Source organism: Maribacter litoralis, assembly GCF_003075045.1.
In the GTDB taxonomy this organism is placed as follows: Bacteria; Bacteroidota; Bacteroidia; order Flavobacteriales; family Flavobacteriaceae; genus Maribacter; species Maribacter litoralis.
On sequence record NZ_QCZD01000004.1, the window covers coordinates 1 to 15412 of the forward strand.

The following is a 15412-nucleotide window of genomic DNA, read 5'->3' on the forward strand; positions in this document are numbered from 1 at the left end:
CCTTCCAAAAAAACTTTTACAGGAACTTCGCCAGCAACTTGGTGATATCTCGCAAACAACTATTCGCACTTATAAAAAAGAAGCTTTTGACAAGATTAAAAGCTTTACTGAAGTAATGAAGTTAACTAAAGAATTATCCGATGGAAAAATCTAAAATTGACGAAATATTGGTTTCTTTAGGTTTTGGTTTTCCCGAAAGTAAGAATGATAATATTGCATTTGAAGAAACTTTCGAAAAGTATCAATTTGAAGCTGATGCTAATAAAATAGACTCAGAAAAGATTTTAAAAAGCTTAAAACCTAAAAAAAAAGGAACTAATATAGACTATCATCGTAGAACTGTATTAGCTGCCGAAATTGTATACAAACTTCATAAGGAAAATACGTTAGGGCATTTGAAACTTCAGAAATTGATATATCTCTGTCAACATTCCGCTCAGATGGATTTGTATACTAACTTTCTAAAACAAGCTATGGGCCCCTATGATAACAGGCTTATGCGGTCACTCGATAAACAATTTAAAGTAAATCAATGGTTTCAATTTTCAGGTGGGGAATATCTAAAATATCAACCGCTCTTAAAAGTAGGTGGTCATAGAGAGTGGTATGAAAAATACTTTTCAAATCAACTTTCTGAAATTGATTTTATTATAGAGAAATTTAGAATAACAAAAACAAAAAGGGTCGAATTAATTGCTACTGTGTTTGCTTGTTGGAAAGAAATCATTGAAGAAAAACAGCTTTTTAACAATGAAATTTTGATTAAAAAATTCTATAATTGGCATCCTGATAAATCGAAATTTTCTAAACAGGAAATAATCGAAATTATTGAGTGGATGAAAAATGAAGGTTTCTATCCGAATATTGACCGCGCCTCATCATAGACCCTCTCAAAATTAGTCGCTAAATCCGCCTGAGAAAACTGCTTCGTTTCTTTGGGAAGTTCCCTTTTAATGTTGGCTAATTTAAATTGCACCTTCTTATCCTTTCCATCGGCATAGGTTATAAACTCGCCTTGCTTTAATCTAAAAAACACATCAGCTCTTATTTTTGGGATTTCCTTTTCGCCTGTTGTAATGCGTGTATCAAAATCGAGATTATGACCACGACTAATGCTTTTCGTAGGGTCTTTAATGATTTCAAAAAAGCGTTCGTAATATTTAGCCGTGTCTGGGTCATTGACTTTTCCGAAAAACTGGTAGGATAGATTGCTCAAAATAGCTTTGCTCGCTTTATCGCCATACATCATATCATTTTGAATTTTATCCTGCATCACATAAATTGTAGAAATATTATAGCTTCTCAATGTAGCTGGAATACGATGCATATTCAACAAACGAATGGTCGGCGCTTCTTCCATCAGCAAGAACGACGGTTTAGAATTCCGAACGCTCATTTGCTTCGTAATGGTGTGTATAATTGTAGCTATTACTGGCGAATAAGAAGTTTCAAATTTTGGGTTGTTGACTATTGAAATTACCGCTGGATTTTCTTCGCTATTTATATCGAGTGGCACTTCATCTGCGGACAATGCCATAAAAATACGTTGTGTACTAATTCGTTTCAGCGCATTGGCTAAGGTACTTTTTACACCTGCTGTCTGTCTTTCAGAATCTTTGCCACTTATAAAAGCATCTGCCATTGCTCGTGAGGTGGTGTTGGTTTCCAGAAACTGGATTAGGCTTTTTGTATCAAGAAACTGGTAAACAGCTATCAAATGGGGTAACGTACAGTATTTTGGATATTCCGTTTTTAATTTCCAAATCAATCCACCAATCAATCCTTCCGCAGCATCGTTGAAGAATTTTGTGGTTCCTGTTGTTCCACTTTCTCTTTGTTCCAAAAGGTTTTCGATTAGTACCCGTGAAACTTCATTTACGCTTTCCTCATTCTCTAAATAGCGTGGCGCAATAGGATTTACCCTATGAATGATTTTATCGAAGGAAATGACCTTAAACGGGATATCGCTATCCTTAAAAAGAGGATATGCCATTTCGGTCAACTCAAAATCCTTGTAATCGTGAATAATTCCGCAAAAACCTTCTTTTTCAAAATGCTTTAGAAATCCATAGACAACGCTTTCAGTCTTTCCACTTCCAGCAGAACCGATGATGGATGCACCACGTTTAATATTGTCTAATTTGAAATTTCCTTTGGTGGTGGCAAAATTAACTTGGTATTTGCTATCGCCATTTTTTGGGCTTTCGGTTTTATGTAAAAAAACATAAAGTCCTGTATTAATTAGCATTAGCGGACAAACCAAATAGAGCAATATAGATATCAATTCATTTCCTTCGGACAAATAGAACACGAGAACTAAAAGCAGTATGCTATTTAAAAGAAACGCATATTTTGATATCCGAAACATTGCATAGAAAACCATACTGGCCAGACCAATAATTGAAAGTATCGTTATGAGATTGTTTATTTCCATACTTAGATTCCTATTGAACTTGATTTTATGGCCACCTCTACGCCACGTCTTAATCGCTTAAAAACTCGAAGCGCAATTTGTGCCTGACTTACTGGAATACTCGGCACTATGGGCAATCCTGATTTACTTATCATTTTGAAAGCCAATGCTTTTTCATTGGCAGGTAATTTCATCAAAGCGGAAAAATATAGGTTTGGGTTCTTTACAAAGGTCTTTTTAGCCTTGTAGGTCTCTGCGTAATTACGCTTATATCCGAATGTCTTATCAAATGTTTTTTCCGCTTTCGCGAAAAATGTATCTCTATCAAAACCACGCTTCACTTTTTTTCCGTGCATCTCTACTTCGGATGCTTTGTGTTTACTTCCTGGGGAAAGGCTTATCGAATTTGAAGCATCCTTTCTGCTTACGATAATATGGATATGACTTTGGTTTCCACCTTTTGGCATTCCCTGTACAATCCGTTTTCCATTTTGTTGATGTGGTGCTTGGCGTTCCAGTTTGGCAATTTCCTTTTTCATCTTGTTGATATTCCCTTCGGCTCGTCCATCTTGAATATTTCGGATATCCGTTTTGAGCTGAAGTATTTTTGAAGCGTAAGGTTGGTTCTCTTTAATCTGAAAATCTGTGCCCTTGAAAGTTCTTTGATGTTCAATTTTCGCATAGTATTTTATGTCATCTATGGTTATGGGTCGTCCATTTATTTCCCGATTGAAACTGGCAACATAATCCTTCATCAACTCACGAGTGTAGGTTTTCAAATCTTGGCTATTGTTCTGAAGTTTTCGTAATTCATATTTTGAAGGACTTACCGTAATGGAATAAAATTTGGGTTCTTTTTTTTTCAATTTTGAGGTGTTTCCATCGATTTCCTTTACCACTTCTTCAGCGGAAATCTCGTCGCCAAATTGATTGAAAAAGTGTTCCATATCTCGTTGTTCTAAACCTTCATTTTCTTTCTCTAAATAGCCTACAAAATCCGCTGAACTTTGGCTATAATTACCACCCATTTTTTGAGCTGTGATTGTGATATACATAGTTCAAATATTTATAGCTGATTATTCAGATTTTGCTTTTCACGAAAGCGTACTTCCTTTTTCTCTTTGGCATATTTCTTTTCAACAATCAAAGGTTTTTTTACAGGTTCTTCCATTTCAAAAAGGGATTGAATCATCGCCACCGTGGGTTTGGTTTGTGTCTTTTCTACATCTCGCATTATGGCGATAACGGCATTTATTCTTTTGAGAAGTTTTGCTTCGATGGTTCGCCCTGTTGGTCCTAATTTTTCCTTTGGCGATATTTCGTTGTAGAAGAAAAAATCGAGCATCGTAGCCATCGCCTCGGTGTGCGATTTAAAGTAAGTGCGTGAGAAAGTTTGGAAACGTTTTGCAGTTTCCTTTTTAAATCTAATTCCAATAAATGAGTCCATATTTCGCCGATTTGTCGCAAAATCATCCCTAAAAATGGGCGTTAACAGCCCGTTTGTCGCAAATCGTTAACTGTCAGGAAATTATAATATATTCAATTCGCTGATTATCAGCTATTTGAAAACGAAAAGGAATCCGAAACATCGCGCAGCGTGTTACCCTCTTGCTATTCCTTTTCGTCCCGCTCGCGGGACAAAAATCCATACAATCTGGCTAAAAAGCCAATTGCCATTTTCAGGGAAAATGATTTTCCGATATGTTATTTTTCGATGTGTAAGATTATCGGCGAAAGTCGAAAAGTGGATAACCCTACTTTAATTTGAATGCTGAATTTCAGCGATATAAAGATACGCTTTTTTTTGACTTGATATTAATTGCAGACAAAAACACCTCTAAAATTTTAGAGGTGTTCGATGCTCTATTTTAATGGTGCTACATATTGAAAATAAAATTATAAGTGTATAAGTTTTTAATCATTTCTTCGTCAATCAAGTTTTCATAATCTGCACCAGTTTCTTCCACATATTTTTTTATGGAATCCCCATAAAGATGTGTTACGTGTTCTCTCGAAACCTGTAAAAGTTCCTCTTGTTTTTCCTCGCTCAAATCTTGAAATTTTATGTAAATCATAGCTTCAAAATTTTAATATTCGCTTGGTAACATCAGCGTATCATTTACAAAAAATAAACGCAGTTCATCGAGCGGAAAATCGGTTGCCCGATATCCGTGTTTTTCCAAAATATTGTCGTTGCCATCGCTGTAAATTATCTCTGCTTCATAGCCTGTAAAATCCTGTTTATCTTCGGGCAATCTTTTGAAGTCTATGGTTATAAATTCGCTTCGGTTCATCAGACTTTTTGCAATTACGGAAGTGTCCGTAATGAGCCAAAAACAATCTGCCGCATTAGCAAGATATTTTAGTCCGTCCGTAAAACGTGTTCTTAATAATGGGATTTGATAGAACATTTCCGTTCCGTGAAAATGTTGCAATCCTTCTTTGATTTCGTTAACTTGTGCTTTCATTGTTTTGCTTTTTTAAATTAGTGAATAATGAAAAAGAGGGCGCAACTTCTCACGGGAACGCCCTCTTTATTTTAAGATTTACTTGTCGTCTTTGCTTCCAAGTAAAAGAATTTCATCGGCTACAACTTCCGTAACATAGCGTTGTTCGTTATCATCATTTGTATAACTTCGGGTTTTAAGTTTTCCCGATATTCCAACTTCTTTGCCTTTAACAACATACTTCTCTACAATTTCGGCAGTTTTGCCCCAAGCTACTACGGTATGCCAATTCGTGTCCGTTTGCTTGTTGCCTTCTTTGTCCTTGTAATACTCATTTGTTGCTAATGAAAAACGGGCTACTTTCTTTCCGCTTTCAAGGTTCGTAATGGTTGGCTCTTGTCCAACGTTTCCGATTAACTGTACGTGATTTTTAATAGTACTCATAATAAAAAGATTTGTGTCTGCTTTGTTACAGACTGGTTTATATTTCCCTTATTTGATTTAAACTGAATTAAATTTTAAGGGGTGTTTGTTCTTTTCTTCTGTGCGCCGCACAATGGATAGAGTGGGTTTTGTCAAGACTTTTAGGGAATAAATCAGGTGTGTTTGCGACGTAGTAAAATGCTCGCATTTTCAAGGAAGTAGAAACCTTATTTTTCACTAAAACTTGTATAGTCTTTACAAGTTCCATAAGGGCATTAGCAATTCTTTTAAACGCAGTTGCGTTTGAGCGTACCGACAGTTAAGCGAGATAAGCAGCTGTGGTTAAATTAGAATTGGTTATGTCGTGCCTGTTTTTCGCTGTACCGAAAAACAATAAAGGCTTTATCCATTATAAACCCCTTAAAATGTGTAAGGCAGCGGTTCGGTTTTTAAGGATTTTCGAGTAAGGGCTCAAGAAGACCGCGCCGAAAATCCTGTTAAAAAAACCGAAGTGATGACTTTCCGATGAAAAGCGGACTTGATTCACAATTTTGGCAAAGGAATGAAGTGTTCCTTACTAGTCCCGATAGCTATCGGGACGGGAAGGGTTAACGGAATGGAAAGCTAAAATTGGGGATTGTGTCCAAGATATTTGTAGTGAAGCTCTTTTCCCGAAATGTAGCTTTTCGGGAAATGCAGGGGAATGTGCTGAATGGCTTATGAAACTCGCATTAAATAAAAGGGTAATAGTACTTTTGTGAATAGTTAGCTCACTCTTCAAAAAGTACTTTTTGATTTTTAGAATAAACATTATTTAAAAGTATTTGGTAGTAAAGGGGATGCTTCTCTCTGTAGTAAGCTAAATGACACTCTGCACTTTCAATAGTATAATTTTCACTACTTAATTGGTAATGTTCTTCGGCTTCTTTTAATGAAATGTTGGATTTTAAAGCTGTACTTTTCATAATGTTAAAATTTTTGGGTTAAACAATATTGAGCAGAAACCAAACGGAAGCTAAAATTCTTGGCTCAAAAGGAAACGGAATAAATAAGCGAGGGAAGAAGCTATGGCTTTATGCCGTAGTCTTTTGATGGAAGTATTTTACGAGTTTACCTTGCGTGTATATTGTATGATAATTGATTTCCTTTTTTAAGCGGACTTGATTCACTATTTTGGCTAGGGAATGAAGTGTTCCTTCCCAGCATAGCGGGAAGGGTTAACGAAATGGAAAGCTAAAATTGGGGATTGTGTCCAAGACTTGCGTAGTGAAGCTCTTTTCTTGGAATGTAGCATTCCGCGAAATGTAGGGAAATGTGCTGAGTGGGTTATTAAAACTGATATCTATCTTAAAGTGAATGGGGTGTATTTGTTGCTTGATTAAGCACTTAATCTTTGGTAAAGCACGAAGCCATATTTTTAATTTCCTTTTTAACTTTCTTATCGTCAAAATACAAATTAAAAATATGGCTACTTTGCAAATACTCCAAAGCTTTTATTTAAGGACTATTTGCCCTCTTTTTTATATACATTGCTCTGTGTTTGTTCTTTTTCACTCGTTTAGTTCGGTGAATGCAGACCGATTTTATTTCCTTCCGAATCAAGAAATAGACCGTAATAACCACTTTCATCTGCGTGAAGTGATTTCGGAACAATTATTTCGCCACCATTTTTCTCAACTTTATCAAGAATAATTTGAAGATTATCTCCACCATTTAAGTATATAGTTACACCATCAGATGAAGGTTTATAGCCTTCTGCTTTAATGATAACTCCTGTAACCATTTGTTCTTCATAAGGGAATATCCCCATTTCCATTTCGGGCATTTCTATCTTCTCAATGTTAATGTCTAAAATTGCTTGATAAAAATTTACTGCTCTTGAAACATCCGTTGCTGGAATTTCAAAGATTGAAATATGACTTTTCATTTCTTTTGTTTTTTGATTAATATTAGATTCAACCGGGATAGTTTCGGTTTTAGATTTGTTTTGGTTGTTACAGGCTGTAATGCTAAAGGAAAGAATTATGGCTGTACAAAGAATGGATTTTTTCATTTCGTCCTGTTTGATTTGACAAGACAAATTTAGATTTCGTGCAAATACAAAAATTGTAAAAATGCGACACGCTGACTATTTGTAGAAGAGGGTAGAGAGTGCCATATTTTCATTGCCTAAAAATTCCTTCGGATTAATTCCGGTAAACTCTTTAAAGTCTTTTATAAAATGCGCTTGGTCGAAGTATTCACTTTCGTAAGCAATGTCGGTTAGGTTTTCTGACTTTTTATTAAGAAGCATTTTTAGTGCATTTTGCAGTCGGATTACTTTACCCAACTGTTTTGGGCTAACACCAATTTGTTTTTTGAAATTTCGTTCAAGTTGTCTCCGTTTTGATAAATCTTCTTTAAGGATTTTGCTTATCGAAGCACTTCCATTTGTTGCTAAAAGAGCATCAATTGTTGTTTTTACGATATTATTAATTGTAGTTTTTTCATTCAACTTGTCTAAAAAAAAATTTTCAATAATTTCTATTCGTTCACTAGTATTAGTTGCCTCAATTATTTTTCGCTCCAAGTCACTAGCAGTTTTTTCTCCGAACAACAATTCTATTGTCGTTTCCTTGTTTGCCAAGTTATTAATGGGCATTGTTACAAAATTTGCAAAACCATAAGGGTAAAAACGAATTGCAAAAGTATTCACATATCCTGTAGGTTCTATATAAAAGGGTTCAATTGTCTGTCCGAGAACCATTGCACGAGGTTGTAGTATAAATTCATCTTTCGAAGTGTATCGTTTAATGTCGTCTCCAAGTATAAACGCCATTTCAATTGTGCCATCAGGAATGATTCGTTGTTTTTGTACATCAGGTTCAGCAGGAACTTCTAAAGTCCAATAGCAACTGACAAGAGATTCTAAATCCGGATGTGGTTGGAATGTTTGATAGTTCATTGAATAATTGATATTTTGTTAAATGACGCACAACTCATTTTTGTGGTCAATAAATATAATGTTATTCGTATTATTAGATAGGATTAATTAATTCTTATAAAAATTTCTATTTGAACATTACTGATTAATTTACGTATTTGAATAGGAACTGAAATGTTATTTAGCAGTCTCGAAGTTTCGTGACGGGAAGGGTTAACACTATGGAAAGCTAAAATTAGGGATTGTGTCCAAGATTATTATAGGGAAGCGCTTTTTCCGGAATGAAGCTTTTCGCGAAATGTAGGGGAATGTGCTGAACGGTATTGCTTTTAAACATAAGTAGCAAGCACAAAAAAATCCAGTTTAAGGTACTGGATGAACCTTTTGGCTTTAGGCCATTTCATAAATTTCATCAAACAATTTCTTGTCCAATCTTTCTTGTTGGCCAAAGCTTTTCTTCAGCGTGTTGTGTAAAACTGCATTGAAGGCATTGTAACCTAACCACAAATTAGGTTCCTCGTTTAGCAACAATGCTTCATAATTCAGGATTTCCAGGACTTCACGAGATTTTTTCGAAGGGTCGCTGTTCTTGTCGCTGCATTCATATCTAAAGAGTTTCGTTTTATCAAGAATGGCTTTTACAAATTCCTGTGTATCGATGATTTTAAATTCTTTCATCTTGTCGAATTTCTTGGTTATCGTATAGAATTCATTGTCCAGAAACTTGTCGAACAGGTTGTTTAGTCTTGGCATAATAAGGTGTGTATTGTTCTTACTATGCTTGATGGAAAACTCAATTTCGGCTTGTGAAACGTGCAAACCATTGGAACATACTTCTCTATAAAATCCGAAGTGTCCAGAAGTCTTTTCACTACCGTCATACGAGTTTTTGAACCGTAGCATTGGCAGTATCACGTCCTTATCGTTCTTGACGGTAAACTGACTTATATCGTCTATGATAAAGTCGGTAATGAACGACCTATCATTTTTGTTGATGGTGCGCTTGTGAAAGTTCAGTTGTGCATCTGTCAGCATTTCTTCAGCTTTCTTGAAGAACAATTGGTTTGGAATGTGTCCATAACTGTTAGATACCACATTGACGATTTTACCATTTGAAATGATGGCATTTTCAAGCCCTCGTCGGGATTCTATCTGTGTCAGAGTTTTTAAGGATTTCATTTCTGATGAAACAAAGATTTCATCCTGTTGCAAATTTTGTAAATACATAGCTTTTGAATTTAGATTAAACAATATTTGAGCTTAACCCAAACGGAAGCTAAAATCTCAGCTCAAAAGGAAACGGAATAAATAAGTAAGGGAAGAAGCGGTGGCTTTATGCCGTAGTCTTTTGATGGGTGTATTTTACGAGTTTACCTTTGCGTTACTATTGATTGATTATTCTCTCTATTCCTTGACCATTTTAACCAAGTGTCTATTATAAAAAAAAAAGAAGGACCAGCACGAATGCCAATCCTTCTTCAAACAACAAAAGCTACTCTTTCAATCCTTGAATTTGCTTTTCAAGAACTGTTATTCGCTCTTTCAAACGTTCTTCACGCTTGTTTCTTTTTTCGGCATATTCTTTTTCGATGCCGTCAATCTTGGACTTGTAATAACCTTGCATCGCATTGTAGAATGAAATGTTAGTCAGATTATTAACGTGATTGCTTTCGCCAAAATGCACTTGCTTCGTTAGTATATACCGTATCAACTTATGAAAGATTTCCTTTTTAAACTTCTTTTTGAAACTCTCAACAATTTCTTCATCTGTCATCTTGGATGTATTGCCCAATAAATTTGAAAAGAATCTTTGTCGTCCAACATAATCTACATTGTTTTCATACAACGTCAATGAGAATGCTACCATTTCATCCACCGAAAGTGTTTTCTTCGTATCAATGTATTTGGTGTCTCTAATCATTTCAACAACTTCTTCAAACTGCTTGTTGTTCTCTATTTGCTTCTTGCGTATTTCCCTTTCGTTGATTTTAATTATCTGTTCTTCAGGGGAACAATCTGCCATTTTTCTGTTTTCCAAAGGTGCTGAATACGATGTCGATTCATTTTTGGACTGTTCAACAATCTTTATAAAGACTTCTTTGTGTCTGTATGTTTCAGGATGGAACACAATACCTTTTACAAATTCATTTTCTTTAGCGGAATTGTATTTTTCCAATTCTTCTTCGTATTGCTGTAAGGCTTCATCCAGCTCAGCTTTAAATTCATCTTCGGAATAATCGTAATGTTGGTATTCTTTCTTGATGTCCTCAATTGTTGGCTTTATCGGATTTTCTATGATTTCAACATCATCCAGCAAATAGACTTTCAAACCGTTCTTTTCCAATTGTGAAATAATCAGCTGATTGTTTTCCTCGTCTGCCCAATACTGTCGTATTTCAGGAATTAACAGTATGTTCTCTTGTTTCGATTTTTCAATCAAATTCAAGAACGACTTGCTTTTCTTCGTTTCATAACAAGCTGATTTTGTACAAACCATTTTGCCATCGCCGAAAAGATTACCTTGATTTGCCGCGTTAAACGGACATTCAATACAAGAGCCTACTTTTGGCACCAATTTCTTATCATTTACATCAAAAGATGCTTTTTCCAAATCATAGGTCTGGTCTTTAATCATCCTGTTCACCTGATGGGCACTAAAATCTTCGCCCATCGTTTCCAACATCATCTGCTGTTCTTCTGGTTCAAAAAGTGCAACACCCACACCTAACGAAATCGTCATTTCGCCATTACGAACAAAATGCTTAAAACCTTCAATTAAACCAGCCAGCTTTAATCGTTGTCTGATAAAGTTATCTGTTCTTCCCAATCGCTTTGCAATTTCTGTAGGCGCATATTTTTCGCTTAAGTAAGCAATCGCCTCAGCTTCTTCGGTAGGTTCAACATCCTGCCTTTGCAGATTTTCGATGATTTGAATTTCAAGAACATCGTTGTTCTTATATTCCCTGACAATACACGGAATAGTTTTCTTGTCGGCCATCTTACTTGCTCGATACCTACGTTCGCCCATCACGATGATAAATTCGTTTCCAGATTTTCGGACTGTAATAGGCTGTAGAACACCGTGCTTTTTGACGCTTTCGGAAAGCTGTTGCAGATGTGCTTCATTAAAAGTCTTTCTGGGTTGCATCGGGTCGGGAATGACCTTTGCAGTTGATAGGTTCTCAATCTGAAGCCCAATCGCTTTTTGTGTCAATTTTTCTTTGACTTCTTTCTTGGCGGTGGTAATTTTTTTACCGCTCTTTCTTGTGGTACTCGCTTTTGTTGTCATAATACTCAAATTTTAGATTAAACAATATTTGAGCAGAAACCAAACGGAAGATAAAATCTTGGCTCAAAAGGAAACGGAATAAATAAGCGATGGAAGAGACGTTGGCTTTATGCCGTAGTCTTTTGATGGAAGTATTTTACGAGTTTAAATTGCGGTCATATTGTATGATAATAAACCCCCTTAGTTAAATTTTTATTTTCAATTCATTGGTAATATATTAGTTTAATATTTATTGGTAATAAATGTTGTTAATTGAAAAGAATTATTATTTTTGCATCAGACGAATCAAATTGAACTACAACTCACGAGAATTAGTTCACAAATCGTCAACATAGATAAAAATATTTGGCAGAAGTGCCACAGCGACAGGGCTCGCCAAGCAAGGTTCGAGTCCCGTCCAGACCGCAAAAGCTCTCAAGAAATTGAGAGCTTTTTTCGTTTAAAGAGTTTACTAGTTTTATGATTCACCATTACGTATATATTATCTACTCTCCTTCACACGATGTCTATTACAAGGATATTCTACAGACTACATACTCAGATTGGAACAACATAATAAAGGCAAAACAACATACACCAAAAACAAAGGACCCTGGAAACTCGTTTATGCAGAAGAATTAGATTCTAAAAAAGAAGCACTTATAAAAGAGAAGATGCTGAAAAGACAACATAGGCAATATTTGCTTTGGCTTTTCAATCAAAAAACGAATCTTATAAAATAGCTTAGAATACCAGTCTCGGCTCAGCCGAGAGGGTCGCGGGTTCGAGTTCTTGCTTGTCTCGGACAAGCCGAGATCCAGACCGCAAAAGCTCTCAATTTCTTGAGAGCTTTTTGCGTTTATAAAAAATTTTATTTAGATATTCAGATTTATTTTTTCAAATAACAGTTTAACTCCGTTAAAAATCAATAAGGCAATAAAACCAACCACAAGACCGGTTAAAAACTCTACTATAATACTTGGCACATTGGGCAATATATGATGTAAGAAATCAATATTATGAACAAAAATACCTCCAGAAACTAAAAGCAATGCTATAGTGCCAATAACCGAAAGTGCTTTAATTACCTTCGGAAGTGCACTTACAAAAAATTGCCCTATTTTATCTGAAATAGTATTTGTCTCTTCATTAAAGTTGATCAACCTAGTACCAAATTCATCCATTCTAACAATTAACGCCACAATACCGTATACCCCAACCGTAGCTAGCAAAGCAACCACAGAAACAACGGCTATTTGAGTAGCTAAGGGCTCTTCAATAACAGTACCTAATGCTATGATCACAATTTCAATAGAAAGAATAAAATCGGTTACGATAGCAGATTTTACCTTTGTTTTTTCCAAGGCTAAAATTTCATCTTTTGTCATAGGTTCAGCATCGGCAGAAACATGGGTATGATTGTGAGGAACAAAGAATTCGTAAATTTTCTCCGCACCTTCAAAGGCAAGGTAAATTCCACCTAATATTAAAATAAGCGTAACCGCCCAAGGCAAAAAAGCACTTAATAAAAATGCTATGGGTAGAATTATAATTTTATTGAGCAACGAACCTTTTGTAATGGCCCAAAGCACAGGTAATTCCCTTTGAGAGACGAATCCTGATGCTTTTTCGGCGTTAACCGCCAAATCATCACCAAGAATACCTGCCGTCTTCTTAGTAGCTATTTTACTCATTGCCGCTACATCATCTAACAATGCTGCAACATCATCTAAAACTGCAAAAAATCCTGAAGCCATTTATCCTTATTTTACGACCAAAAATAATTCAACAAATTCATTATTTAGAATTATATTCATAAAAAAGATAACCCATCTCTAATTTGTAACTTTATTACCCAATAGAAATAAGATTTAAATGAAGGAAATTAATTGGGGAATTATTGGTTGTGGAGATGTTGCCGAGGTAAAAAGTGGTCCTGCTTTTCAAAAAGTTGCTAATTCCAATTTACTAATGGTCATGCGTAGAAATGAAGCCAAGGCCAAAGATTTTGCTGAACGTCACAACGTACCGCTTTGGACTTCCAACGCAGATGATATATTAAGTAATCCTAAAATACATGCAGTATATATTGCTACTCCACCCTCTTCTCATCTTATGTATACTTTGCAAGCATTAAAGGCAGGCAAACATGTTTACTTAGAAAAACCAATGGCACTGAACCCAAATGAAGCTAATCAAATTTGTAAAGCATTAGTAAATAGCACCGGCAAATTAACCATGGCACATTACCGACGTAAATTACCAGCTTTCTTAAAGGTTAAAGAATTATTGGAGAATAATTCTATTGGCGAGGTACTCCACGTTGATTTACAAGTTCTACAATCTAAAAAAGAGCTGTTTATTTCAGATAAGAAAGATAATTGGAGAGTACAACCGGAAATATCTGGCGGAGGCTATTTTTATGACCTAGCACCTCATCATATAGATTTGATGCTCCATTTTTTCGGACCTATTGACAAACTACATAGCCTTACCAAGCCAACCTATAATAAGGTAAATGAAATGGTTAACGGCATTATTTCATTTACAAATGGTGTTCAATTTCGAGGTTTTTGGCAATTTAATGCCGCTGAAATAAACCAAAAAGATGAGTGCACAATATTTGGAACAAACGGCTGCATTAAATTTTCTTTTTTTGGCACGAAAGTTTACCTTATTTCCAAATTAGATGAAAGAGTATTTGAATTCAATAATCCTAAACATGTACAAGAACCTATGATCAAAGCTACTGTTGATTACTTTCTAGGAAATAAAAAAAATCCATGCTCTGCTGGAGAAGGACTTTTGGTTATTGATATTTTAGAACGTTTAAGTAGACGATAACCTTATTTTTTAACCGCCAACAACGCCAACTTCGCAAAGAAATCGTCAAACAACAAGCGATTATCAAGCTGTTGATACACTCGAATGTTTCGCCCCTTTAAATTGACTTTATACAAACCCTCTTCATTTATAAGTGGAGCTTGTTTTATAACATAGGTACTCGATGATGGGTCTGGCTCAAATGACGACTGAAGAGCGGTCAGAAGCACTAATGGGTTATCGCCATATATATAAACCTCTCCCATAGGAATATTCCATTTATCCAATTTCGTATAAGCCTCTTTCATCACATTAAATAAATGATTACCAAGCTTACCTTTACCTTTAACTTTTATCAATAGTTCGGCATCTGACATTATAGGTTGCCGATACACGTTCCTTGGTACTTGCCACAAATTAATATTCGAATTATTAAAAATTACCTGTGCAGCTTTAATATCGATTCCTAAATTATATTCTAAAGTTGTATACCCAGGTGGCGGAATTGCGATATCTGCATATTCTGGACCACCGATCCAAACCAAGGTTAATTTTTCTGCAATTTCAGGTTCAAGCAAGTAAGCACTTGCGATGTTAGTTAAACCTCCACCACACGCAACATACAAAGGCAAATCTGTATCGGTACGCATTGCTTCTTTAATGATTACTTGGACCGCTTCGCTATCTATAGGTTTTGTAACATCAACCATACTTTGGCTTTTATCTATATATACATCAACAGAATTTTCGAGCCCCAAAATATTAATGACTTTCATCGCCTGTTCTTTTGCGTATTCTGAAGTTCCAGGTCCGCCAAAACCTTGTTCATATAAATGGGAAGCGATTATCCCTCTTATTTCTACGGATGGTGACATTAAGTGATGTGCTAATTGAAAGAGTCCGTCAGGATCACCTCCCAAATCATTATCTATTATTACTCGCATTCTAGGCTTCACTAAAGAGTTCAGCTCTTCTAATCGGGCTTGTTGAGAAAAACCAAATGAAGAAATAACAAGAAACAGAATTAAATATATAGATCGCATAAGCTTTATTTATTTATGAAATACGTATCAACTACAATTAATTTTATAATACTAACAATTATTTCAATTGCT

16 protein-coding genes are annotated in these 15412 nt (G+C 35.5%); 3 read left to right on the top strand and 13 right to left on the bottom strand.

Annotated features, from left to right (window positions below; all coding sequences use genetic code 11):
* Nucleotides 1-140: 140 nt before the first annotated feature.
* Nucleotides 141-884: a hypothetical protein gene (locus tag DCS95_RS15655; RefSeq protein ID WP_116771743.1), complete on the top strand. Its 744-nt coding sequence runs from the start codon at nt 141-143 to the stop codon at nt 882-884.
* On the opposite strand, the gene DCS95_RS15660 is transcribed toward DCS95_RS15655, so the two are convergent.
* The 11 genes from DCS95_RS15660 to DCS95_RS15710 all read right to left on the bottom strand — a co-directional run bounded on the left by DCS95_RS15660 (nt 854) and on the right by DCS95_RS15710 (nt 11495).
* The gene (locus DCS95_RS15660; protein ID WP_116771744.1) at nt 854-2434 is read right to left on the bottom strand and encodes a type IV secretory system conjugative DNA transfer family protein; all 1581 of its coding nucleotides are present in this window, start codon (nt 2432-2434) and stop codon (nt 854-856) included. The two genes, DCS95_RS15655 and DCS95_RS15660, sit on opposite strands and share 31 nt — an antisense overlap.
* Before the next feature lie 2 nt (nt 2435-2436).
* On the bottom strand, nt 2437-3468 hold the full coding sequence (mobB, locus tag DCS95_RS15665; protein WP_116771745.1) for a MobB family relaxase: 1032 nt from the start codon (nt 3466-3468) through the stop codon (nt 2437-2439).
* 11 nt (nt 3469-3479) lie between these two features.
* Nucleotides 3480-3860: a BfmA/BtgA family mobilization protein gene (locus DCS95_RS15670; RefSeq protein WP_116771746.1), complete on the bottom strand. Its 381-nt coding sequence runs from the start codon at nt 3858-3860 to the stop codon at nt 3480-3482.
* 430 nt (nt 3861-4290) lie between these two features.
* Complete coding sequence (locus DCS95_RS15675) at nt 4291-4488, bottom strand: hypothetical protein (RefSeq protein WP_076547077.1); 198 nt, start codon at nt 4486-4488, stop codon at nt 4291-4293.
* A gap of 12 nt (nt 4489-4500) precedes the next feature.
* A complete protein-coding gene (locus tag DCS95_RS15680; RefSeq protein WP_076547076.1) occupies nt 4501-4881 on the bottom strand; it encodes a DUF6876 family protein in 381 nt (126 codons plus the stop codon).
* Between the two features lie 78 nt (nt 4882-4959).
* Complete coding sequence (locus tag DCS95_RS15685) at nt 4960-5304, bottom strand: single-stranded DNA-binding protein (RefSeq protein ID WP_026813265.1); 345 nt, start codon at nt 5302-5304, stop codon at nt 4960-4962.
* Nucleotides 5305-6053: 749 nt separating this feature from the next.
* Nucleotides 6054-6248 (bottom strand): hypothetical protein, encoded by a 195-nt coding sequence (locus DCS95_RS15690; RefSeq protein WP_076547075.1) that lies wholly within the window; start codon nt 6246-6248, stop codon nt 6054-6056.
* A 593-nt stretch (nt 6249-6841) separates the two neighbouring features.
* Entirely contained in the window at nt 6842-7336 is a 495-nt protein-coding gene (locus DCS95_RS15695; protein WP_076547074.1) for a VOC family protein, read from the bottom strand.
* A 75-nt stretch (nt 7337-7411) separates the two neighbouring features.
* Nucleotides 7412-8227: an AraC family transcriptional regulator gene (locus DCS95_RS15700; protein ID WP_076547073.1), complete on the bottom strand. Its 816-nt coding sequence runs from the start codon at nt 8225-8227 to the stop codon at nt 7412-7414.
* A gap of 369 nt (nt 8228-8596) precedes the next feature.
* Nucleotides 8597-9433 (bottom strand): DUF932 domain-containing protein, encoded by an 837-nt coding sequence (locus DCS95_RS15705; protein WP_076547953.1) that lies wholly within the window; start codon nt 9431-9433, stop codon nt 8597-8599.
* Nucleotides 9434-9698: 265 nt separating this feature from the next.
* Entirely contained in the window at nt 9699-11495 is a 1797-nt protein-coding gene (locus DCS95_RS15710; RefSeq protein ID WP_076547072.1) for a ParB/RepB/Spo0J family partition protein, read from the bottom strand.
* Nucleotides 11496-11971: 476 nt separating this feature from the next.
* Between DCS95_RS15710 and DCS95_RS20695 the strand changes: the two genes are divergently transcribed.
* The gene (locus DCS95_RS20695) at nt 11972-12217 is read left to right on the top strand and encodes a GIY-YIG nuclease family protein (protein WP_116771747.1); all 246 of its coding nucleotides are present in this window, start codon (nt 11972-11974) and stop codon (nt 12215-12217) included.
* A 132-nt stretch (nt 12218-12349) separates the two neighbouring features.
* Here DCS95_RS20695 and DCS95_RS15720 read toward each other — a convergent pair whose 3' ends face one another.
* Nucleotides 12350-13231: a DUF808 domain-containing protein gene (locus DCS95_RS15720; RefSeq protein ID WP_116771748.1), complete on the bottom strand. Its 882-nt coding sequence runs from the start codon at nt 13229-13231 to the stop codon at nt 12350-12352.
* 118 nt (nt 13232-13349) lie between these two features.
* Here DCS95_RS15720 and DCS95_RS15725 point away from each other — a divergent pair, with 118 nt between their 5' ends.
* Nucleotides 13350-14318, top strand: a complete 969-nt coding sequence (locus tag DCS95_RS15725; protein ID WP_116771749.1) for a Gfo/Idh/MocA family protein — start codon at nt 13350-13352, stop codon at nt 14316-14318.
* Between the two features lie 2 nt (nt 14319-14320).
* Here DCS95_RS15725 and DCS95_RS15730 read toward each other — a convergent pair whose 3' ends face one another.
* Entirely contained in the window at nt 14321-15340 is a 1020-nt protein-coding gene (locus tag DCS95_RS15730; RefSeq protein ID WP_116771750.1) for a nucleoside hydrolase, read from the bottom strand.
* Between the last annotated feature and the right edge of the window lie 72 nt (nt 15341-15412).